This window comes from Pelagibacterium montanilacus (assembly GCF_003992665.1).
Taxonomy (GTDB): domain Bacteria; phylum Pseudomonadota; class Alphaproteobacteria; order Rhizobiales; family Devosiaceae; genus Pelagibacterium; species Pelagibacterium montanilacus.
On record NZ_RZMX01000046.1, the window covers coordinates 1 to 19,986 of the forward strand.

General features: G+C 63.1%; 22 protein-coding genes, 2 tRNA genes and 1 other annotated feature. Of the genes, 9 read left to right on the top strand and 15 right to left on the bottom strand.

What is annotated here, in order from left to right; translation table 11 throughout:
* The coding region (locus EO136_RS12075) for a SulP family inorganic anion transporter (protein ID WP_164730572.1) at positions 1–1,397 on the bottom strand (1,397 nt) is incomplete at its 3' end.
* Between the two features lie 73 nt (positions 1,398–1,470).
* Positions 1,471–1,527: a sequence feature (sul1 is cis-regulatory element that is thought to sense ions involved in sulfur or methionine metabolism; They are found in Alphaproteobacteria), on the bottom strand.
* 303 nt (positions 1,528–1,830) lie between these two features.
* On the opposite strand from EO136_RS12075, the gene EO136_RS12080 reads away from it, so the two are divergent.
* The 3 genes from EO136_RS12080 (at position 1,831) to EO136_RS12090 (ending at position 5,184) form a co-directional block, all read left to right on the top strand.
* A complete protein-coding gene (locus EO136_RS12080) occupies positions 1,831–2,673 on the top strand; it encodes a sugar phosphate isomerase/epimerase family protein (RefSeq protein WP_164730573.1) in 843 nt (280 codons plus the stop codon).
* A gap of 646 nt (positions 2,674–3,319) precedes the next feature.
* The gene (locus EO136_RS12085; protein ID WP_246018370.1) at positions 3,320–4,090 is read left to right on the top strand and encodes an MFS transporter; all 771 of its coding nucleotides are present in this window, start codon (positions 3,320–3,322) and stop codon (positions 4,088–4,090) included.
* A gap of 233 nt (positions 4,091–4,323) precedes the next feature.
* Positions 4,324–5,184 (top strand): HNH endonuclease, encoded by an 861-nt coding sequence (locus tag EO136_RS12090; RefSeq protein WP_246018359.1) that lies wholly within the window; start codon positions 4,324–4,326, stop codon positions 5,182–5,184.
* 9 nt (positions 5,185–5,193) lie between these two features.
* On the opposite strand, the gene darG is transcribed toward EO136_RS12090, so the two are convergent.
* The 4 genes from darG to EO136_RS12115 all read right to left on the bottom strand — a co-directional run bounded on the left by darG (position 5,194) and on the right by EO136_RS12115 (position 7,670).
* Positions 5,194–6,228, bottom strand: coding sequence for a type II toxin-antitoxin system antitoxin DNA ADP-ribosyl glycohydrolase DarG (darG, locus tag EO136_RS12095; protein WP_127144666.1), 1,035 nt, complete (start codon positions 6,226–6,228; stop codon positions 5,194–5,196).
* A 13-nt stretch (positions 6,229–6,241) separates the two neighbouring features.
* The gene (gene darT, locus EO136_RS12100) at positions 6,242–6,877 is read right to left on the bottom strand and encodes a type II toxin-antitoxin system toxin DNA ADP-ribosyl transferase DarT (protein WP_127144667.1); all 636 of its coding nucleotides are present in this window, start codon (positions 6,875–6,877) and stop codon (positions 6,242–6,244) included.
* Positions 6,878–6,898: 21 nt separating this feature from the next.
* Positions 6,899–7,117: a helix-turn-helix domain-containing protein gene (locus tag EO136_RS12105; protein ID WP_127144668.1), complete on the bottom strand. Its 219-nt coding sequence runs from the start codon at positions 7,115–7,117 to the stop codon at positions 6,899–6,901.
* A gap of 295 nt (positions 7,118–7,412) precedes the next feature.
* Entirely contained in the window at positions 7,413–7,670 is a 258-nt protein-coding gene (locus tag EO136_RS12115; protein WP_127144670.1) for a hypothetical protein, read from the bottom strand.
* Between the two features lie 121 nt (positions 7,671–7,791).
* Here EO136_RS12115 and EO136_RS18730 point away from each other — a divergent pair, with 121 nt between their 5' ends.
* Positions 7,792–8,205, top strand: coding sequence for a hypothetical protein (locus EO136_RS18730; RefSeq protein WP_206513332.1), 414 nt, complete (start codon positions 7,792–7,794; stop codon positions 8,203–8,205).
* Here EO136_RS18730 and EO136_RS12125 read toward each other — a convergent pair.
* Together EO136_RS12125 and EO136_RS12130 are read right to left on the bottom strand one after the other, a co-directional pair.
* The gene (locus EO136_RS12125) at positions 8,192–9,514 is read right to left on the bottom strand and encodes an integrase (protein ID WP_127144671.1); all 1,323 of its coding nucleotides are present in this window, start codon (positions 9,512–9,514) and stop codon (positions 8,192–8,194) included. The genes EO136_RS18730 and EO136_RS12125 overlap by 14 nt on opposite strands.
* Before the next feature lie 114 nt (positions 9,515–9,628).
* Positions 9,629–9,703: transfer RNA gene (locus tag EO136_RS12130), tRNA-Gln, on the bottom strand.
* 120 nt (positions 9,704–9,823) lie between these two features.
* On the opposite strand from EO136_RS12130, the gene EO136_RS12135 reads away from it, so the two are divergent.
* The 3 genes from EO136_RS12135 to EO136_RS12145 all read left to right on the top strand — a co-directional run bounded on the left by EO136_RS12135 (position 9,824) and on the right by EO136_RS12145 (position 10,795).
* Positions 9,824–9,900: transfer RNA gene (locus EO136_RS12135), tRNA-Pro, on the top strand.
* 210 nt (positions 9,901–10,110) lie between these two features.
* The gene (locus EO136_RS12140; RefSeq protein WP_127144672.1) at positions 10,111–10,386 is read left to right on the top strand and encodes a hypothetical protein; all 276 of its coding nucleotides are present in this window, start codon (positions 10,111–10,113) and stop codon (positions 10,384–10,386) included.
* Between the two features lie 166 nt (positions 10,387–10,552).
* Positions 10,553–10,795 (top strand): hypothetical protein, encoded by a 243-nt coding sequence (locus EO136_RS12145; RefSeq protein ID WP_127144673.1) that lies wholly within the window; start codon positions 10,553–10,555, stop codon positions 10,793–10,795.
* Between the two features lie 2 nt (positions 10,796–10,797).
* On the opposite strand, the gene EO136_RS12150 is transcribed toward EO136_RS12145, so the two are convergent.
* The 3 genes from EO136_RS12150 to EO136_RS12155 all read right to left on the bottom strand — a co-directional run bounded on the left by EO136_RS12150 (position 10,798) and on the right by EO136_RS12155 (position 13,079).
* Positions 10,798–12,153, bottom strand: coding sequence for an NAD(P)/FAD-dependent oxidoreductase (locus EO136_RS12150; protein ID WP_127144674.1), 1,356 nt, complete (start codon positions 12,151–12,153; stop codon positions 10,798–10,800).
* Positions 12,154–12,155: 2 nt separating this feature from the next.
* On the bottom strand, positions 12,156–12,326 hold the full coding sequence (locus EO136_RS18600) for a hypothetical protein (protein WP_164730575.1): 171 nt from the start codon (positions 12,324–12,326) through the stop codon (positions 12,156–12,158).
* A 132-nt stretch (positions 12,327–12,458) separates the two neighbouring features.
* The gene (locus EO136_RS12155; protein ID WP_127144675.1) at positions 12,459–13,079 is read right to left on the bottom strand and encodes a biotin transporter BioY; all 621 of its coding nucleotides are present in this window, start codon (positions 13,077–13,079) and stop codon (positions 12,459–12,461) included.
* 65 nt (positions 13,080–13,144) lie between these two features.
* Between EO136_RS12155 and EO136_RS12160 the strand changes: the two genes are divergently transcribed.
* The gene (locus EO136_RS12160) at positions 13,145–14,026 is read left to right on the top strand and encodes an MBL fold metallo-hydrolase (protein WP_127144676.1); all 882 of its coding nucleotides are present in this window, start codon (positions 13,145–13,147) and stop codon (positions 14,024–14,026) included.
* On the opposite strand, the gene EO136_RS12165 is transcribed toward EO136_RS12160, so the two are convergent.
* The 4 genes from EO136_RS12165 to pdxH are packed head-to-tail and all read right to left on the bottom strand — an operon-like array spanning position 14,023 to position 17,855.
* Positions 14,023–14,820 (bottom strand): DUF1499 domain-containing protein, encoded by a 798-nt coding sequence (locus EO136_RS12165; RefSeq protein ID WP_127144677.1) that lies wholly within the window; start codon positions 14,818–14,820, stop codon positions 14,023–14,025. The two genes, EO136_RS12160 and EO136_RS12165, sit on opposite strands and share 4 nt — an antisense overlap.
* A 4-nt stretch (positions 14,821–14,824) precedes the next feature.
* Positions 14,825–15,985, bottom strand: coding sequence for a M48 family metallopeptidase (locus EO136_RS12170; RefSeq protein WP_164730576.1), 1,161 nt, complete (start codon positions 15,983–15,985; stop codon positions 14,825–14,827).
* On the bottom strand, positions 15,960–17,210 hold the full coding sequence (locus tag EO136_RS12175) for a DUF898 family protein (RefSeq protein ID WP_127144679.1): 1,251 nt from the start codon (positions 17,208–17,210) through the stop codon (positions 15,960–15,962). Before EO136_RS12175 ends, EO136_RS12170 begins: the two co-directional genes overlap by 26 nt.
* 6 nt (positions 17,211–17,216) lie before the next feature.
* Positions 17,217–17,855: a pyridoxamine 5'-phosphate oxidase gene (gene pdxH, locus EO136_RS12180; protein WP_127144680.1), complete on the bottom strand. Its 639-nt coding sequence runs from the start codon at positions 17,853–17,855 to the stop codon at positions 17,217–17,219.
* A gap of 161 nt (positions 17,856–18,016) precedes the next feature.
* On the opposite strand from pdxH, the gene EO136_RS12185 reads away from it, so the two are divergent.
* Positions 18,017–18,982: a DnaJ C-terminal domain-containing protein gene (locus tag EO136_RS12185; RefSeq protein WP_127144681.1), complete on the top strand. Its 966-nt coding sequence runs from the start codon at positions 18,017–18,019 to the stop codon at positions 18,980–18,982.
* Positions 18,983–18,987: 5 nt separating this feature from the next.
* Here EO136_RS12185 and EO136_RS12190 read toward each other — a convergent pair whose 3' ends face one another.
* Complete coding sequence (locus tag EO136_RS12190) at positions 18,988–19,941, bottom strand: L-threonylcarbamoyladenylate synthase (protein WP_127144682.1); 954 nt, start codon at positions 19,939–19,941, stop codon at positions 18,988–18,990.
* Between the last annotated feature and the right edge of the window lie 45 nt (positions 19,942–19,986).

The window sequence follows — 19,986 nt, forward strand, 5'->3', positions numbered from 1 at the left end:
AGAATTTCCACTTGCGCACCTTCGCGGCGGAACTTGAGGATGATCATGTCGAGCGCCTGCACGCTGGAGATATCCCAGATATGGGCGCGGCTGACGTCGATTGTAACGGTGTCGAGCACTTCCTTGAAGTCGAAGGCGTTGGTGAACTCCTCGGCGGAAGCGAAGAATATCTGCCCTTCGACGCGATAGGTCCGGTGCTGGCCATCGTCTGAGAGAACCGAGGTGATCCTGAAGATCTGCGAGATCTTCCAGGCAAAAAAGACCCCCGAGAGCATGACGCCAGCCAGAACCCCGATGGCGAGGTTGTGGGTGTAGACCACGGTGACCACCGTCGCGAGCATCACGATCGAAGAGCTTTTGGGGTGGGATGTGAGGTTCTTGATCGAACTCCAGGAGAAGGTGCCGATTGAAACCATGATCATGATAGCGACCAGCGCTGCCATGGGTATCTGGGTCACGAGGTCCCCGAGCACCAGCACCATGAAAAGCAGATAAATTCCCGCAAGCAGGCTCGAGAGCCGCCCACGACCGCCGGATTTGACGTTGATGATCGACTGTCCGATCATCGCGCAGCCGGCCATGCCGCCGATAAAGCCGGTTGCGGTATTGGCGATGCCCTGGCCGATGCACTCCTGGTTCTTGTCGGACTTGGTGTCGGTCAGATCGTCCACGATCTGGGCCGTCATCAGCGACTCGAGCAGGCCCACCACCGCAACCGCTGCCGCATAGGGCAGGATGATCATCAGCGTCTCGAAGGTCAGCGGGATCTGCGGGATCAGGAACATGGGCAGCGTGTCGGGCAGCGCACCCATGTCGCCCACCGTGCGCAGATCCATGCCCAGCGCCATGGCCAGCGCGGTCAGAACCACGATGCAGACCAGCGGCGAGGGAATGGCCTTGGTGACGTAGGGGAAGAGGTAGATGATCGCGAGGCCGGCGGCGACCATCACATAGGTCAGCATCGACACATTGGTCAGCTCTGGCAACTGGGCCATGAAGATCAGGATGGCCAGCGCGTTCACAAAGCCCGTCATCACCGAACGGGACACGAACCGCATCACCATGCCGAGCTTGAGAAACCCGGCGGCGATCTGGAGAACGCCCGCCATAACCGTGGTGGCCAGCAGATACTCGAGCCCGTGATCGCGCACCAGCGTGACCATGAGAACCGCCGTTGCAGCGGTCGCCGCCGAGATCATGCCCGGGCGGCCGCCCACGAAGGCGATCAATACGGCAATGGAAAACGAGGCGTAGAGCCCGACACGCGGGTCGACGCCGGCAATGATGGAAAAAGCAATCGCTTCAGGAATGAGGGCCAGCGCCACCACAATGCCAGCAATGGCATCGCCGCGGATATTGCCGAACCACTCGCGCTTGTACGCGGTGAGAAAGGTCATTTTTGGGATAATTCCAACAGGCAGTTGAACGGCGCCGATAACTTCCGGTCCGCAGGTTCAATATTCTGTGTGCTGGTTGCCGGGGGATAGGCGCCCGGAGAAGCCACTCGGCGCTTCCGCCAAGTCCAACTTACGCCACAGTCTTTGCCTGCAGAATCGTCGACGCGCAAGTTATACCTGCCATGCGCAAGGCGCATGGCCCAGCCTTGCAGTTGGTAACCCGTCTAGGTTGGAGGATCACCTGACGCTGATGCGGCGGCAGTGATCGGCGATAAAAACCAAAGACTGCACTTTTGCGCCCACGGCGGCGGAACGCCGGCCTCTGCGGGGTGATCGCTATAGAGGCCCTTTGATTGCGGTCGAGTAACATGTAAGACGTCTGACCGAGGAGCGGACACGCGTCAGTGCTATGCCGCACAGCCGGGAGGACCATATGCCGATAACGATCGATCAGTTCTGCGGGAGCAATTTCAGCTATTTCAGGTTCCCATTCGTCACCTTCCTAGCTGACATGGTCGACCTGGGCATCGGCAACATTGAGATCTGGGGAGTATCTCCTCATCTGTACGCGCCCGATATGACGGACAGCGATGTTGCTGCAGTGAAGTCCCAGATCGACGACAGGGGATTGAACGTCCGCTGCTTTACGCCCGAGCAGTGCATATATCCGATAAACATCGCAGCGGAAGAGCGGGTCATCAGGGAGCGCAGCCTGGCCTATTTCATGCGCTGCGTGGAAGTAGCGGCCCTTCTGGACGCGCCATACATGTTCCTGACCTCCGGGTGGGGTTATGAAGGCGAGCCCAGAGAGCAGGCGTGGGAACGTTCGGTGCAATCTCTCAAAGCGATCACGAGCTATGCAGCCGAAAACGGCGTAACGGCCGTTCTGGAGGGCTTGCAACCTGTTGAATCCAACATCGTGAACACCGCAGGAGACATCAAAAGCATGATCCAGCAGGTGGGCCCGAGCAACCTCAAACCCGCCCTCGATACCGTCGGGATGGCTGTGAACGGTGAGACGGTCAAGGACTACATCGCGTGTTTTGGAGCGGGCATAGAGTACGCGCATTTCGTGGACGGACGTCCAGCAGGGCACGTCGCATGGGGTGACGGGGAGCTTCCCCTTGCCGAGTACCTCAGGGACCTCCAGTCGATCGACTACAAAGGCTATCTGTCCGTGGAATTCGCCGGTCCGAACTATTACATGACCCCGCGCGTGCCAGTTGAGCAAAGTCGAGATGCTATCCGCGCGGCTCTGGCGGATTTGAACAAGTGAGGATGAGCTTGGACCGCTGGCTACCGTCCTTGTTGATCTCTGAAAAGCTGGTGAACGGCACGTCGTATCGGCTGCGGCCGTTGGTCTATGCATGACCGGCGATCTTGTCCCCTGGCCGTGGCCCGGCCGCAACTCTTATTCCGTTGCCTCAACCCAGTTTCAGAACACCTGCTCAGCGGCGCCGCAGACATAATTCTGCTCTGCGATGTTCGGCTTGACGGGCTCCGCAAGTGTCAACATGCAGTTGCCGGTGATGCGGCTGACCATGAATTTCCAGTCGTTCCGTTCTTCATCTCCCCGACCCCACCACTCCAGAGCTAACCGGACGGGTTCTGACCCTGATGTTGGCGTCGGAATATTGAGGGATGCGATGGAAAAACGGCTGGTTGTACTCCGGCCCGCCGCGAGACTGATACCCGTTGGTCGCATTGACACCATCTATCCGCGAAGCCTAGTGAATTGGACGATCAAACATGCTTCACTATGATGCACGATCTGCGGGTTTGCGGTCGACGTCACGGCGCGCAGGGTAGGACGCAATGGCGATGATTGCAGGGTCTGGCTTAGCCTTTGGGCATCTGCGCGCGCGGGCACTGCCATGAGCATTCCAGCTAGAGGCCAGAAGGCGGTCTGGCGCTTGACGTTGGTGCAAGCGCTCGCTGGTTCCAATGCGCCCGTCGTCTTTGCGACCGGGGCGGTGGTCGGACGCGATCTGGCGCCGATTCCGACGCTGGCCACATTGCCCGTCTCCTTCTTCATGGTGGGCATGGCGGCGAGCACTCTGCCTGCCGGGATGATTGCCGAACGGTATGGCCGTCGTCCCGTATTCATGCTCGGCAAGCTCGCAGGCTTCCTATCGGGGATGCTTGCCTGCTTGGCCATCGCAACGCAGGGATTTGCCCTGTTCTGCCTCTCCATATTCCTTGCCGGAGTCTATGCGGCCGTGGTCATGAGCTACAGGTTCGCGGCGGCCGAATGCGTGGAGCCGGCAGTGCGGCCACGAGCCTTGGCAACGGTGCTGGCGGGCGGCGTTGCTGCCGGCATTGTCGGTGGCGTTCTGGTCAGCGCAACGATGGATCTCGTGCCCGGATACATGTTCGTGGGCACATATCTTGCGACGGCGGCGATTGCACTGCTTTCCGCAGCCCTATTGGCGCGCATCGAGCTTCCCAACATCCGCACTGTGGGGGCCTATGGGGGGCGCCCGATGCAGCAAATCGCGCGCCAGCCCCGGTTCATCGCTGCGGTGGTCTGTGGGATCGTGAGCTATCTGCTGATGAACTACCTCATGACGTCCGCGCCGCTTGCCATGCGGATGCACGGACACTCCCAGATCGACGCCAACCAGGTGGTGCAATGGCATGTCGTCGCCATGTACGCGCCAAGCTTTGTCGCCGGCCATCTCATGGTCCGGTAGGCGAACAGCTGCCATTCAGACTTTAAAAGTGCTCGCCTTCGATCTGGCTTGTCTCTGTTTGAGCCTTGAAGGCCGCACGCGGATCCCCGCCTTTCTGATCCACGACAGTCCGCGCGAGGCCGATTTGGGACAAACGATCTATGATGAGCATTTCCGGCTTTTACGAGAACTCGAGGAAGAGCCGGCGGGTGGGACCTTTCAGTATCTGATTACAACGACAACAAGGCCACCTCATGACGTCAACAAAGGGCCTTGGCGACGTGCGGTATTGCGTGGTGCGCCTGGCCGCGAACGATTGTTGGCCTGTGACCTATGAGGATCAATATGCAATGATCGAAGCGCCGCAGCCCTTCGTCATCCGCCAGGAAAGCGACAAGGTCGCGTTTCAGAATGGCTTTCGCCGCAAGTTGGGCGAAAACGAAGGATGGGCCAGCTTTAGCTCGACCACGGTGCCCGGCACGATCCATCTCGCCGCAGGCGGCGCACAGGGCCCGTGGTTTCTCGCCCTGGATCACACAGGCGTCATTGAAGAGCTGGATATGCCTGCAGTGGACATGCCGGGTCCAGGTCATACCCGCTACGCATTCGGGACGCTCGGCCAAGTTTACATCGTGTTACCGCGGATCTACCAACTGGCGGCGAGCCTGCCCGATGCGCCGCTTCGGGAGTTCGAGACGAAGATCAAGGACCTTCCGAAAACGACGGAGGCCGAACGCCTCGTCGTCCAGCGCATCGGCCAGGACATCTTCCGCGTGGGCCTGATCGAGTATTGGCAGGGGCGATGCCCGCTGACCGGCATTACCGATACAGCGCTGCTGCGCGCATCGCACATAATTCCATGGAAAGATTGCGCGAGCGATGCAGAACGCCTCGACGTCCATAACGGCTTCCTGCTCTCGGCCTTGTGGGATGCTGCCTTTGATCGCGGGCTAGTAACGTTCAATGACGAGGGCCAGCCGCAATTCTCACCCTTCCTTAGCGACAGCGCTTGCGCCGAATTGCGCTGGCAGGAACCGATCCCGTTGACCGACAAGCATCGGAGGCAACTGACCTGGCACCGCACCAACCTCTTCGTCAGACAAGGAGGAGCGTAAGACACTGGTTCAGGCGCTTGCGAGCCACCCCTTGTTCTGCAAGTTCTGGAGAGCGATGCCGATCTGGCGCGGGGAGAAACGCTTCTTACGTTCGTTCCACGCATAAACCTTTTCGATTGCATCCTCTGCGCTGACAGCCTTTTCGCGCGTCGTCACCCAGTGCACGGTTGCGAGAAGTTCTAGGCCGAATGGTGTCTCGAACCCCTCTACAAGCTCCGCCACGCGATCGAAGCGCGCGGCTGTATCTTGGTTATCCGACAAGAAGGACTCCGCGTCCTTCACCGCGCCGGGGACCAGTTCAAGCAGTTTTTCGGGCGCATCGCCACCATCGGCGTATCCCGACACGAGATGCCCCTCGACCGCGCGAAGGACGTGCCGCAGATTCTCGGCGTAAGGACCATACGGCGCCTTCGCATACTTGAGGCGGAGTGGCTCGCCTGCTTCCTGCATGAAATACATGAGTTTATGCACTTCAAGTAGCGTCACGAACGGGTCCATCAGCCCGCCAAGATAGCGGTTCATTAGAACCACCAGCGCCGCTCGTCCGGGGCTCATCGTTGGAACTTCCCGCGACTTCGTTGTGACCGGCGCACTATTTGGCTCGAAGACAATGATCTCCAAGTCCGGCAGGTCGCGCAGCGCGGCTTCGATCCGGGGACGAACGTCCTCCCAATTCAAGCCACCAAGACCGCTCCCAAGCGGCGGGATGGCGATTGATCTGATGCCGCGTTGCCGAACCTCTTCGGCAAGGGCGACAAGCCCGGAATCGATATCCTCCATCCGACTTTTCCCGCGCCAATGCCGCTTCGTCGGGAAATTGATGATGTACTTGGGGTTTGTCAGTGTATGGCTCTCGAACACGAACATCTTGCCCGGCTGAACTTCATCGCGCTTGCAGGCCGCTTCGTATGCCTTGAAGTTCGCCGGAAATGCATTCTTGAACTGGAGGGCGATGCCACGGCCCATGATGCCGACGCAGTTCACCGTGTTGACGATCGCCTCTGCGTCCGCCTGTAAAATGTCGCCTGTCATATATCTGATCATGGTCATCCTCCCCTTAGTAGTACCATTCTCTTTTTACTTTGACTTGCGGTCTATGCTTACTCTTCCCGAACGCTGCCATTGCACGAGCACCAACTTGTTCGGAATGTACACCTATCCCGCGAACAAGCTCCCAAGGAAAGCTCTCATGCATGAGAAACTCTGCCATTTTGTGATCGCGACAAGAAACCCAGTTTCTTGCATTGATCGCGTCCCAGTTTACCTGATCGAGCTTTGAGAGATCGTTGTAGAAGTCAGCGGCGCGGTTGGCGGCATTTATGTCAGTAAATGCCCAGCGGCGATTATTTGCCGCTGCCCAATCTACGACTTCACGCATATCCGCGACGAGATGAACGACCGGACCCTGCCCATCCTTGTACGCCACGTTCGGGTGGTTTCTCCGTGAAATCACATAGAGCATCACGGAACGCGGACAGAGATAGAACGGAACATAGTCGCCCACGCAAGTGCCGGGATTGCATTGTACGGGCAGAACAAGGCGGTCAGCCTTGATCTCGTTGTTTCCGATCACCGCCGCTCCCTGCCGCTTGACCATCACGGCGTCAGGCCACAGGCAACCGTCCCCGACAATAGACGCTAGGTTGTCGACATGGACTATGTGATAAATCCTTGGCCGGTCAGGTGTCGGCATGATTAGCCACCCATTTTCACATCATTCACCTTCGCTCGTCAATTTCGCGGCAACGGCTGGTGCGTCTTCCGCTGCCATCCCGTCCATGACCCAGCGATCAACATCGCTCAGCTTGAACTTCCAAAGCCGCCCAACCCGCTGAGCGGGCAAGCTCTTGGATTCGATCCAGCGGTACACCGTGTCCTTCGCGACCCCTAGGTGGGCGGCCACTTGATCAACAGAGACCCATGGTTCAGTCATCCCGCCACCACCCTCTTTGGCCCGTGTATATCGGTTTGAATCGGTAAGAGTCGACGAAACCCGTATAACACGCACCTGTGTTCCTCGAAAGTTCTTTCTCGGACGGCAGCGCATCCAGTCTGTCATTATGCCGATTCAACGGCACGCCCGAGCCTGATCTCTCATGACGCTGTAGTCGGCGAGCATCTCGGCGATAGCCGACGCCTCCGGCAGCAGATCGAGCTCGTCTGCTGCGCGCGCCCGGAAGTCGCGGCTGTACTCGACAACCGGTGGGCAGACGGTCGTGACGCGGGGCTCAGAACCGACCATCGCGCAGCCGCTCAGCGAGCTCATCGCGATCGCGAGGACGACGAGCCGCCGCCTCCAGCATCTGGCGTTGGACATCATTGGCCTTCTCTGTTGTCTTGAGGCGTTCAGCGAGGCGTCCTGCTCGCTCGCCAGTGCGCCGAAGCGCAAGCAGAAACAGGAGCACGGCGAGGACGATTGCGCCGAAGCGCAGCGCCGCCCGCATCCACGGGCTCGTGGCGATCCGGCCGAGCAAGGTGCCGATCACCGCCGCCCCCGGCGCCAATCGTCGAGCCGGGCATAGATCGTGACCGCGATCCCCCGAGAGCGACGGCGATGATCACCCAGCGCAAGGTGTCGAGATACGGCACAAGCGGAAGGATTGCGGATTGGGTCTCCGCCAAGACGCTCTGCGCGACTTCGACCCCGGCTGCGCCCAGCGTCGCGACGCCAGCAGCGCCGCCACCCTTCATGGTGCGGCTGTCGGCCAAAACCTCGCGCGCTGGTGGCGCTTCTTCGGCGAAGGCGGTCTTCCGGACCGGGAACCGCTCGCCCCACTGGCGCGCGGGGCCGAGGTCGACATGCATGAACCCCGAGCGGGGGTAGAAGCCGAAGCCGAGGAACCCGACCTCTCGCGCCGCCGCCTCGAAGGCCAAGGGATCGTGGTCCGTCACGGCGAGGCCTACGGCCCGCTGCTCGAGCGCATCGAACGGGAGCTGGAGGAGGCTCGGCGCCGGTCGTCCACCCGCGACCGGGCGGCGGATATCCTTGCGCGCATGACGCGGGAGGCTAACCTTGCCTAGGCTGCTGGAACGCGATGCGCTTCATCCACCGCGCCTTCTGCTTCAGCGAGGGGCCCGCTCCGTACTTGGGGCGAATCCACTTGTGCCCCATCAGCGATGCCACGACCTTCTCGGGAGCCTCGAGGCCGGTCAGCTGATCCTCGAACGTGTGACGAAGGCTGTAGACCGAGTGCCCATCCGTCGGGCGCATGCCATGATCGCCCATGTATTTGTTCGCCGTCGCCGAGAACGAAGCGTTCTTGTCGCGGTATCGAGGAAAGCCACCTGGGAACAGCTTGAATGCGGCCAGCGCGGTGCCGACGAGAGGGATGTCGCGAGCCGAATGGTCAGTTTTCAGCACCCGCTCGACCGGACGGACCTGGACGTAAGGCACTTCGGCGTCGAGGTGCACGTGCTCGGGGTAGACATGACAGACTTCCACCGGTCGCATGCCCGTCGAAGCCACCACCCAGATGATGGCCCGCGCTTCTGGATTGAGACCATCGAGCGCTCCCGGCGCGAAGATGACGTCGCGCACGAAGGACGGGTCAAACGGCGCGCGCTGTTCGTATCCACCGCCTTCCAGCAGCATCCCCGTGAACTTGGAGCGCACGTCGGTCAGCGCCAGCCGGTCGACGCTGCCGAACATCTGCGTCAAATGGCCGATGTCCTTGTTGGCGGTGTCGACGCGCACGCCCCCCGCCATCACTCTGGCCTGCCAGTAGTGACGATATTCCAAGGCATCGGCGCGGGTGATGTCGGCAAGCGTCTTGTCGCCGACGACCGAGATCAGGTTCTTGATGGCGAGCTTCTTGGCGTTGCGCCACCGCCGCAACTGATTGGGCGAGTACTTGTCCAGGGCCGTCGACTGGTTTTCCTCGACGGCCTCGAGCAGTCCGGAGAGGCGCAATGTCGGCTTGCTTTCGCCGCCCAGAACGGCCGCCACCTCGTCCCCATCGTCAAGAGCGCTGCGATCAAGGAGCAGCTGCACGCGCTTGACGATTTCATCGACGGAGCCTTCGGCCAGTATCCCGGCCGGCTGGTAGCTCACATTGAGCGATCGAGCGCGCTTGCGCGCCGCCTCATAGCGTCGATGGGCTTCGGCGGCCTGGCCCTCACGCAAACCCCGCCAATAGGCTTCCAGCTCGGCCGAGAGTTGCCGGACCACAGCCTTTGCTCTCACGCCGCGCGGGTCGTCGGCCACGGCAATTTCTGTGCTGACCTTTACCGGATTGCGCTTGTCGAGGTGCGCAAATTCCTTGGGCACCCTGCGAACGAGGTACCAGACGCCGTCCCGCTTATGCGGTCGGGCGTCACCCGATTTCCGCATGCGCAGCCCCCATTTGTTGAACAGTTTGTTGACCAGTATAAGGACACTTCGGCCCGCCAACCGTCAAGGGAAAGCTGAAAAATGAAGAAAATCAATCGACTGCGATTTTGGGAATGGCTGGGGCGGCAGGATTCGAACCTGCGAATGTCGATACCAAAAACCGATGCCTTACCACTTGGCGACGCCCCAAGGCGGGTTGGTTCGTACACTGTTTGCCCAATGCGCGCAACCGTGCCAAACGGGCTTGAATAGCGCCCGCGATTGGGGCTATAACCGCGCCGCTCGGGCGCAAATTGCACCCGACGATGACGGAGTATAGCGCAGCCTGGTAGCGCACCTCGTTCGGGACGAGGGGGTCGGGTGTTCGAATCACCCTACTCCGACCAATACAGCCGAGGACTCTCGAGTCCTCGGCTTTTCTATGCCAGCTGTTTGCCGATACCGAAGCCCTCCCTTTCGCTTTCCGACAGCCGGGTGATCGCTGATGCTGCCAAGCGCGGTACCGGGCATGAACAGCGCATGAATGGCACACTCATCGACACCTCACGTCGATCGTCCTAGCCTCTTCTCGTTGATTTGATCAGGGATAGAGAGACATGTTGAGCACCCGTTCTGCCACGATCGCCGTATTCGCATCGCTGCTGGCGATCACCTCCGCACAGGCTGCTGAAGGCCACAAGCGTTACGGCAAATGCGTCGTGATGGTTGACGTTGGAGGCCGACAGGTCCCAGCTGCTTATGACTGCAATGGCTCCGGCGTGAGTTGTCCCAACCCCGGCTGGGATACCGCTTGCACGGTTAACGGGATCTCCGGCACCACTGCACCCGGCGACGCCGAGCGTGCGGTTCGCGCCAAGCCGGCGCTGATGTAAGGCGCGGTCGCCTCGCCGGGCCTGAAGGTGGGTTCGATATGGCCGAGAGCCGATGGCTCCCGGCCATTTTTTTGCCTGAAACCTCACATCATCAAAAGGTCAGAACCGGCGCAGGCAGTCGGAACGTGATACTGTCGTCCCCAATACCCTTTAACGGATGGATCCGATGCCTCCTGTCGCTCCCCTGATGCTGCCCGCCCTCCTCGCGCTCGGCGTGCTGATGGGCGGATGCTCGTCGACGCACTCGCGGTCCGTGCCCGTGTCCCAGCTGCACGAAGTGGAATGCGTGGCCAGCAACACCGAGAAATCGGGCTGCAAGACGAGCCACAGCTTCATCATCGACCTGACTGCTGTATCTGAAGGTGAGCCCGATTTCACCATACCGCCTGATGAAGACACGGTTTTCTGACGTCAGGATTTCTGGCGGCTCTCCTTGAGGTTGGCTACCGATTCGTCGAGTTCGGCATCCACTGCAGCCGTGCTTTGGAGCGATTGCACGTGGGCGCCTTCCGGGCCGGTGATGAGCCGGGCGCCCTTGGCGTAGCTCGCCCAGGCCCAGAGCCAGTTGACGATCACGCTGATCCGGTTGCGGAAGCCGACCAGATAGCCGACATGGACGAAGCCCCACAGCAGCCAGGCGATGGCGCCCCGGGCTTCGAGCTTCCCGAACTTGCCCACTGCGCTGGACCGCCCGATGGTCGCCATGGTGCCCCAGTCCCGGTAGCGAAAGGGGCCGGGAGGCGCTTTTCCCACCTTGCGGGCGACGATCGTTTTGGCCGCGTAGGCGCCCTGCTGTTTGGCCACCGGGGCCAGGGCCGGCAAGGGCTCGCCGTCTTCGTCCAGAACGGTGCTCGCATCACCCACCACGAAAATCTCAGGGTGGCCTTCGAGCGTTAAGTCATTGCGGACGGCGAGGGTGCCGTTCTTTTCCGTATCGACCCCTAACCACGCCCCGACCGGCGTTGCGGTGACGCCCGCGCACCAGAAGACATTGGGGGTGTCGATCGTCACGTCGCCCGCGACCACACCTTTCTCATCGATCCGTGAAACCGGGGCTTCCAGTTGCACGTCGACCCCAAGCTCGCCGAGCTTGTCGAGGGTGTAGCTGCGGAGATGGTCGGGAAAGCCACCCAGAACGGTATCCATGGCCTCGACAAGGACGATGCGGGCCGAGCGCGGATCGATGTTGGAAAAATCGCGCGCGAGGCTGGCCTTGGCCAGTTCGGCAATAGCCCCCGCGGTCTCGACACCGGTGGGTCCGCCGCCGACCACGACGAAGGTCAGCAGCCGCGCGCGCAGCGCCGCGTCCGAGGCCGTTTCGGCGCGCTCGAAGGCCAGCAGGACGCGCCGCCGGATGTTGAGGGCATCATCGATGGATTTGAGCGCGGGCGCATGGGGCGCCCAGTCCTCGTCATGGCCGAAGTAAGTGTATTTCGCACCTGTCGCGAGGATGAGGTGGCTGTAGGAGATGCTCGCGCCGCCTTTGGTGTGGACGATGCGCGCGGCCTTGTCGACCGAGGCGATCTCGTCCATGAGCACCTTGACCTCTGCGCCGTTGCGCGGGTGGATGGCGGCCCTTATGGGCACCGCGATATCGGACGGAGCGAGGGCGGCGGTCGCCACCTGATAGAGAAGCGGCTGAAAGAGGTGGTGGTTGCGCCGATCGATGATGGTTATCGACTGGCCCGCGCGGGTCAGGACCTGGGCCGCCTTCAAGCCGGCAAACCCTGCCCCGACAATAACCGTACGCTGGCTATCGTGATCCATCGTCAGCTCTTGCTCTGGTCCTTGTGGTAGAGATCACGGGCGCCCTGCTCGGCCGCCTCACGCTGGCGGCGCGAGGCCTTGTGGGACTTGAGGATGCCATATGCGAGAGCAGCGCCGAGCATGATGGCACCTCCGAGCACGGCGAACAGCCAAGGGGATGCGGCGAATTCCATGGTGATATCCTTTCGGTGCTTGAAAGCGACCGCAAGGGGAATCAACACCGCGCCGGCAAGTTGCATCGAACAAACGAAAAACCGGCCCGCGAGGGGCCGGTTCGATCATCGATAGCTTTCGGTAAAAGCCGCTCAGCCGCGGGCGCGGCGCACCAGAGCCCAGCCACCAATAACCGAGAGAGCCGCGAAGGCCATCTTCAAGATATCCCAGACGATGAAGGGCTTGATCGCGCCTTCGAACGCCGAGAGCACCGGGGCGGACTGATCGATCCAGCCAGCCTGGCCCGAGAGCGCCAGCAGCCAGAGAAAGCCGGCTGCAAAGCTGATGGCATTGCCGGCCACCATCAAAGCGAACAGCGAAAAGAAATTGCGCGACAGGCCCTTGTCGGCGCCCTGCCCGATGACCCAGGCCATGGGCAGCCACGCAAGAAGGAAGCCGCCGGTGGGCCCAAGCAGGTATGCAGCGCCGGCACCGGCGCCGGCGAAAACCGGCAGGCCGGCAAGGCCCTGGGTGAGATAGAGGGCCACGCTGGCCACGCCGACGCGCGCGCCAAAGGCTGCGGCAATCGCCGCGACGGCCATTGTCTGGAGAGTGACGGGCACCGGCCAGACCGGGACGGAGATCTTGGCGGACAGCGTCAGCAGCATGGAGCCGATAAAGGCCGCCGCCAGCATGGTGGTGGCCTGAGCGGCCCGGCCTTTGGGCTGCAGCGCTCCGAGCAACGTATTCGAAGTGGCGAAAGTCATGGCCATGATCGGTCCCTTTGCGTTAAAGCCAGCTCAATTCGTTCTTCTAGCCAGTCGACTGGACATAGGCAATGGCCGGAACGGCACCCGAACCACTCTACCAACGCCAATTCGATCCCCGGATAGGGCAAGCGGTCGCGGTGGCCCCCGGCATCGTGCGGATCACCGCCGGAAACCCGGGGCCCTTCACCTTCACCGGCACCAACAGCTTTCTGGTTGGCCGGGGAAGGCTTTTGCTCGTGGATCCGGGGCCGCCCGACCCCGCCCACCTGAGGGCGCTGGAGACAACGATCGCCGGGCGGAAAGTGCTGGCCGTAGTTCTGACCCACACCCACAAGGACCACAGCCATCTGGCCGACGCCATGGCGCGGGCGGTCGGCGCCCCCATCTGGGCCGGGCCGGGCGCTGCCGAATCGCCGTATGCCTCGGTCGCCCGCGAACTGGCGGACGGCGAGAGGCTGGAAACGGACGGCCCCGTTCTCGAGGTCGTGGAGACACCGGGGCATTGCGCCGACCACCTGGCCTTCGGGATCGAGGGCACGCCCGACATGCTGACCGGGGATCATGTGATGGGCTGGAGCTCGACGGTGCTCCCAGCGAACGGCGGCGGGCTTGGGGCCTATCTCGGCTCGATCGGAAAGCTGCTGAATCTCGCTCACATACGCTATCATCCCGCCCATGGCGATACGATTGCCGACGGGCCGGCCCATGCGCGGGCGCTCAGGGACCACAGGCTCAGGCGCAACGCCCAGATTCTCGACCTGCTGTCCTCGGGAGGCCCGATGCCATGGCGCGCACTTGTCGACGCCATCTACCCCGGGATCGGGCCGGACCTCCAAGCCGCGGCGCGGGCGACGCTGTCGGCGCATCTGCGCTATCTCGAGGAGAGCGGTGCGATCGCGCACGAGGGTCAAGGCGAGGATGGGATCGTCCGGCTCGATCAGCCGGGCTAATCGACGACGACCTCAGCGGGCGCCTCTTCTTCCTCCTCGATATAGACGTTTTCCTGCAGATAGGTCGTTGCGGTCTCGTCGAGACCGACCAGAAATGCCTCAAGCGTGCGCCCGTTGTCGCCCAGATCGTGCAGAAGGCTGCGGATCGAGGCGGCACGAAGGTCCATCCGTGAACCCAGATCGGACGGCCCGACCCGAATGGCCACTTCGTTGGGCCAGCCCAATGCGGTGCGGCGCTCGAAATTGATCTGGCCAGGCTGTTCCTCACCTGGGGACACCTCGCGCGCCACGTCCCATCCGCGCCGCGCGCCCTCGCCCAGCGCCATCTCGTAGAGCGATTCAGGCGGGATCTGATAGGTGCGGGACAACAGATCGGGGAAATGCTCGATCATGTCGTCTGTGTCGGCGAATATATCGCGCTCATGACCGGTGGCCAGCACGAGTTCGGGCGGATTGAGCACGTTGGTGGTGATGTCGGCAGTCGAGGGGTAGATCGCGACCATGGCCGCCGAATACCCCGCCGGTGCGAGGGCGATGGCGCCTGCAAACAGTCCCACGCTCGCAGCGCCCCAACCCCGGTCCCCGGTGTACCAGAGGCGGATATAGGCCGCTATCGCCAGGAGGACGGCGGCAAGCGCCAGGGCCGAGGTGATGATCAGGCATATCTCATAGGCGTCGGTGTCGATGCCGCCCAGCAGATGCAGGATCGTCGCAAGGACGAGGACCGGAAAGGCGAAGCTTGCCAGACGCCGCGACCACTTGGCCAATCTCGATGTGCGAATCGGAATGCGCATGGGGTCAATCTGCACCGGCAGGCACAGGTCCGCCACACATCTCGGTGATCGCCTGCCACTGGGCGGACGTCAGCGCCGGAACGCGCGGTGGCACGGGGGTGCGCGCGGCGAGCGCGGCCCGGCGGTCCTCGGTGAGCGGATGCGTGCTGAGAAGGGCCAGCGCCTCGGCGAACGCGTCTTCGCCGGTCACCCGGTCGAGCAGATCGGCAAGGCCGGAGACGTCGAACTGCATGCGCTCAGCGGCGAGCCGGGCGAAACGATCGGCTTCGAGTTCATGGCGCCGCGAGAAATTGCTGTCCACCAGCATGACGCCCAGGGCCCCCGCGACCGAGAGGCCCGTCACATCCCCCAGAACGAAGCCGACCAGAAGACCGGTGCCAGCGGACGCCACCAATTGCTCCATGCTGTGGCGGTGAACGACATGGCCGATCTCATGGGCCAGAACGCCGGCAAATTCCTCGGGCGTCCGGGTCTCATCGAGCAGGGCCGAGAAATAGTAGATGCGGCCACCGGGCAGCGCGATGGCGTTCGCAACCTCCGAGCGCACGACCGCAATCCGGACGTCGAACGGGGACTCGACACCTTGGAGCACGCGATCTGCGAAGCTGGACAGCGCGCGGTTTCCGGGGCTGTCAGGATCGGGATCGCAGATCTCGAACCCGCCCTGCGCCTCGAAGATTTCGGCGACCTGTTCGGCGACGGTCTCGCCCACCTGCGTCTCCCAGGCCGGGGAGATCACCGAGACCACCCGGCCGGCCAGAAGCGGCACGCCGACCAGATAAGCGGCCACGAAGGCCACGAGCGCGGCGCTCGAAAGCCCGATCAGGCCCATCTGGCGGCGCTTGTCGGCGTTGCGCTTGCGGCCCAGCCCGGGCAGCGCGGCACGTACAACTGCAACGGCGGAGGGATCCTCGACGATGATCCGAGCGCCGGCCGGAGCCCCTTCTCGCCCGATCCTTATGGTATCGCGTCTGGAGGGGACGGTGAAAACGTCGGCGGTCGGCCATTGGGCCAGTTCGCGCCCGTTTGCCGGATCGATGACGATGAGCGCGCCCTCGGCGTCCTTGCCCGCGACCCGGACGCGGATGGGCCTAAGGCGCGCGAGATTGCCGTCTTGGAAATGGGCGGAAAAGGCGATCTCAATAGGATCCGACGTTGAGCGCATCGGCCAGGCCCTCCCCGATATTGGGCGATTCCGCGCCGTGCGCGCGGACCGTTTCGATCGCATCCACGTTCTCGATGCGCGCGCCCTCGGCCAGCAGCTTCCAGTAGCCGAGCCCGATGACGATCTCCCAGAGCGTGGCGTAGAGGGTGACGACGGTCAGGTAGCCCAGCACGATGGCGAGCACCGCACCAATGCCGCGTCCGAAGGTTGAGATGGCCTGGAGCGCCCCGGCAAAGGCCCCCTGCTCTGCCACCGTGACCACAAGGCCCAGCACGAGAAACAACACCGTGGTAAGGACGATCGCGAACAGCCCATAGCAAAGATATTGCGCCACCAGCCATCGCGCGGGCATGCGGACCGCCAGCCGGGCCTCCCCCAGCGAAATCGAGGACAGCATCGCCGACCGCTCGCGCGAGATGTAGAGCGGCACGGAAAGGCACAGCACGAGGAGGCTGACCGCCAGCCAGGTCCCGCCCGTCATGGAGGGAACGGGGGTTCCGTCGGCGGTTGTGCTCCAGGGGTTGGCGACCGATTGGTAGAGGACAATGCAAGCCAGGACGAGGTTGATCGCATAGAGCCCGTAAAAGACCTTCGCCAGCGCCCCGGCCTTACCGGCGAAAACCATCCGACGGTCCCCGAACCAGGTGTTGGAGAACCTGTAGCGATAAAGGCTCGTGACCATGGCCGGATAGGCCAGCCCGAGCGTGATGATGACCACCGGAATCCAGAAGAAGCGCTTTAGCGCGTAGATCCAGGCGCTGCCCGACTGGCCGAACCGGATGCCCCGCCAGAGCGTGCGGGTGAGCCGGAAGCGGCGGCCGCGAAAGGCGGCATAGCCCGAAAGAAAAAAGAAGCCGCCAAACATCGCCAGATAGGCAAGAGCCGCATATTCGGGCGCTGCGGTGCTCACGTAAAAGACGGTGCCATAGACCGGGATGAAGACGACCACCGCCAGTAGAAATCCGACGAGAAGCTGCACCGAGCTGCCCGTGTATTCCAGCGGCTGGTCGTCCACCATGGTGTTGGACCAGTAGAACCGGCGGCGCTGGGTCACCAGCCAGAACCGGTAGATCCCGAAGGTGGCGAGGGTAAGAACATAGCCCCTGAGCAAGATCCCAAGGAGCGCAAGCCTGCGCCCCAGGAAGGAAACCTCACCGGTTCGCGCCTCGATGGGCACATCGGCAGGCGGAGGGGACCCCCATGGGCCGGGCACCAGTTCGCCCATGGCCGATCAGGGATAGAGCCGGGCGCAGGACCAGGCGGCGGCCTCGCCATCGCGGGAGTATCGGAACCGGTCATGCAGGCGGAACGCGCCATCCTTCCAGAACTCGTAGGCCGAGGGGCGGATGCGGAAGCCCGACCAGTTCTCAGGCCGAGGCACCTCCGAATCGCCGTACTGCGCGCGAAGCTCCTCCACCCGTGCCTCGAGAACGCCACGCGATTGCAGGGGCTGCGACTGCTGAGAGGCGTGGGCCCCGAGGCGCGACTGCAACGGACGCGTGGCGAAATAGGCATCGGCCTCTGCGGCAGAAACCGGCTCGACCGACCCCCTGATCCGCACCTGCCGGCGCAGCGACTTCCAGTGAAACAGCAATGCAGCCCGGGGCGCGGCGCGCAATTGGCTGGCCTTGGCGCTGTCGAGATTGGTAAAAAAGACGAAACCCCTCTCGTCGCGGGCGTTGAGCAGGACCATGCGCAAATCGGGCATGCCGTCAGCGTCGACGGTTGCGAGGGCCATGGCCGTGGGGTCGTTAACCTCCGAGGTGCGCGCCAGAGCCAGCCATTCCTCGAACAGAGCGAAGGGGTCGACACCGGTGTCTGATGGCTCATCGAACAGCGCTCTGGTCAGCCGTTCGGTATCGTGGTTCATCGGTTGACCCTTCGCTCGAGCTTTGGCGCTTCTGGACATTGCTCCACCTGCTCGCCATATAGGACGCGAAACCAAGGCCGCGCAACCGCGGCTTTCTCCTCAATTCATGTCCGCCGGTGCGGTGTTGCGCCGGCGGCCAAAAAACGGTGCTAAGCGAAGCAATGCGCGATCCTTACACAGTTCTCGGCGTCTCCCGGACGGCCAGCGAAAAGGAGATAAAGTCCGCCTATCGCAGGCTGGCCAAGGCCCATCACCCCGATCAGAATCCCGATGACAAATCGTCTCACGAGAAATTCGCCGAGGCGACCGCTGCCTATGACCTGCTGTCCGACACCCAGAAGCGTGGCCAGTTCGATCGCGGGGAAATCGACGCTGACGGCAACCCCCGGTTCGCCGGCTTTGACCCCGGGATGCGCGGGGCACGGGGCGGCGCAGGCGCGGCCGGAGCCGGCGGCTTCAGCGCCGAGGATATTCTCAAGGAATTCATGAGCGGATTCGGGGGCGCGCGGCGTGGTGGCGCGGGCCCGGGCGCGGCAGGCAATCCCTTTGCCGGCGCTGCGGGCGGCGCGGGCTACGACCCGTTCGCAGCCGGAGCGGGCGGCGGCGCGGGCGCGGCCAAGGGCCAGGATATCGTCGTCAACGTGCTGGTGACGCTCGAGGACGCCCACAAGGGCGCTTCGGTGCCGGTGATCCTGCCCACGGGCAAACAGATGTCGGTCAAGCTCCCCACCCCGCTCGAGGAAGGCCAGCAGATCCGGCTGCGCGGCCAGGGCAAGCCCTCGCCCATGGGCGGGCCTGCCGGCGATGCCCTGGCGACGGTGAAATTCGCGCGCCACAAGACCTTCCGCAAGGATGGGCACGACCTTCGGGTCGACGTGCCGATCACGCTCTATGAGGCGGTGCTGGGCGCCAAGGTCCGCGTGCCGACGCTTTCGGGCCCGGTGGAGCTGAACCTGCCCCCCGGCCCGGATACATCCAAGGCGCTGCGGCTCAAAGGCAAGGGCCTGTTCGGCACCGGTGATCTCTACGTGAACCTGAGGGTGGTTCTGCCCAAGGGTGGCGATCCGGATCTCGAGAGCCTGATGCGGTTCTGGCGCGACCAGAAACCCTATTCGGTCCGCGACTGAACTGCCTAATCGCGCGGGGCTGCGGCGCGTTCGAGACGGTCGTTGATGGCTTCACCCAGCCCCTCCCGGGGGATGGGCGCAACGGCGATGCGGGCGCAGCCGGTCTCGTCGAGCCGAGCGAGGAACCCGAAGAGATTGCGGGCGGCTTCGCGCAGATCGCCATGGGGCGAAAGATCGAGCGCCTCGCCCTCGATCCCCTCGGGCAATCGGCCAAACCCCAGATAAGCCTCACCGGGCTCAGGCGCTGCGGCGGCGAGCCGCAGCTTGGCGCCGGGCGCGTAATGGCTTTTGAGCATTCCCGGCGCCGATATGGCGGCGTCATGGGAGGCCACTGCAACGGCAACGCCCATCGCGGCCTCGATCTCCTCGCGCGGCAGGGCGCCGGCCCGCAGCTGGGTGATCCCGTCGGGGCCTACTGTGACGATGGTTGATTCCACACCCGCCTCGCACGGCCCACCATCGAGCACCGGCACACGGCCCTCGAAGGCGGCGCGCACATGCTCGGCCGAAGTGGGGGACAGCCGGCCAGAGGGGTTGGCGGAAGGGGCAGCGAGCGGGCGGCCGACCGAGGCGATCAGATCGCGGGCCAGCGGACGTGCTGGTACCCGCAGAGCGACAGTCTTGAGCCCGGCTGTCGCGATGTCAGAAAGGCCAGAGGCCTCCACAAGCGGCACGACGAGGGTCAACGGGCCCGGCCAGAACCGCTCGGCAAGCTCGAGTGCCAGCCCCTCGATCCGGCCGAACCGGCGGGCCATGTCGAGATCGGCGCAATGGGCGATGAGCGGATTGAAGCGCGGTCGACCCTTGGCCGCAAAGATCTCGAGCACCGCATCGGGGTCGGTGGCGTCCCCGCCCAGGCCATAAACGGTTTCGGTGGGAAACGCACAAATGCGACCGGCCCGCAGCAGCGCCGCGGCCTCCTCGATCGATGCTGGGTCGGCAACGGGCTGGTAGGACATTTCGTCTGTTTGACAAGGTCGGTATGGCGCGTCAAGAAGTGCCAC

Excerpts from the sequence above, each read along its gene's own strand:
- EO136_RS12080 (WP_164730573.1), top strand. The coding sequence starts at position 1,831 with ATGCCGATAACGATCGATCAGTTCTGCGGGAGCAATTTCAGCTATTTC.
- EO136_RS12090 (WP_246018359.1), top strand. The coding sequence starts at position 4,324 with ATGACGTCAACAAAGGGCCTTGGCGACGTGCGGTATTGCGTGGTGCGC.
- darG (WP_127144666.1), bottom strand. The coding sequence starts at position 6,228 with ATGATCAGATATATGACAGGCGACATTTTACAGGCGGACGCAGAGGCG.
- darT (WP_127144667.1), bottom strand. The coding sequence starts at position 6,877 with ATGCCGACACCTGACCGGCCAAGGATTTATCACATAGTCCATGTCGAC.
- EO136_RS12105 (WP_127144668.1), bottom strand. The coding sequence starts at position 7,117 with ATGACTGAACCATGGGTCTCTGTTGATCAAGTGGCCGCCCACCTAGGG.
- EO136_RS12125 (WP_127144671.1), bottom strand. The coding sequence starts at position 9,514 with ATGCGGAAATCGGGTGACGCCCGACCGCATAAGCGGGACGGCGTCTGG.
- EO136_RS12140 (WP_127144672.1), top strand. The coding sequence starts at position 10,111 with ATGTTGAGCACCCGTTCTGCCACGATCGCCGTATTCGCATCGCTGCTG.
- EO136_RS12145 (WP_127144673.1), top strand. The coding sequence starts at position 10,553 with ATGCCTCCTGTCGCTCCCCTGATGCTGCCCGCCCTCCTCGCGCTCGGC.
- EO136_RS12150 (WP_127144674.1), bottom strand. The coding sequence starts at position 12,153 with ATGGATCACGATAGCCAGCGTACGGTTATTGTCGGGGCAGGGTTTGCC.
- EO136_RS18600 (WP_164730575.1), bottom strand. The coding sequence starts at position 12,326 with ATGGAATTCGCCGCATCCCCTTGGCTGTTCGCCGTGCTCGGAGGTGCC.
- EO136_RS12155 (WP_127144675.1), bottom strand. The coding sequence starts at position 13,079 with ATGGCCATGACTTTCGCCACTTCGAATACGTTGCTCGGAGCGCTGCAG.
- EO136_RS12160 (WP_127144676.1), top strand. The coding sequence starts at position 13,145 with ATGGCCGGAACGGCACCCGAACCACTCTACCAACGCCAATTCGATCCC.
- EO136_RS12165 (WP_127144677.1), bottom strand. The coding sequence starts at position 14,820 with ATGCGCATTCCGATTCGCACATCGAGATTGGCCAAGTGGTCGCGGCGT.
- EO136_RS12170 (WP_164730576.1), bottom strand. The coding sequence starts at position 15,985 with ATGCGCTCAACGTCGGATCCTATTGAGATCGCCTTTTCCGCCCATTTC.
- EO136_RS12175 (WP_127144679.1), bottom strand. The coding sequence starts at position 17,210 with ATGGGCGAACTGGTGCCCGGCCCATGGGGGTCCCCTCCGCCTGCCGAT.
- pdxH (WP_127144680.1), bottom strand. The coding sequence starts at position 17,855 with ATGAACCACGATACCGAACGGCTGACCAGAGCGCTGTTCGATGAGCCA.
- EO136_RS12185 (WP_127144681.1), top strand. The coding sequence starts at position 18,017 with ATGCGCGATCCTTACACAGTTCTCGGCGTCTCCCGGACGGCCAGCGAA.
- EO136_RS12190 (WP_127144682.1), bottom strand. The coding sequence starts at position 19,941 with ATGTCCTACCAGCCCGTTGCCGACCCAGCATCGATCGAGGAGGCCGCG.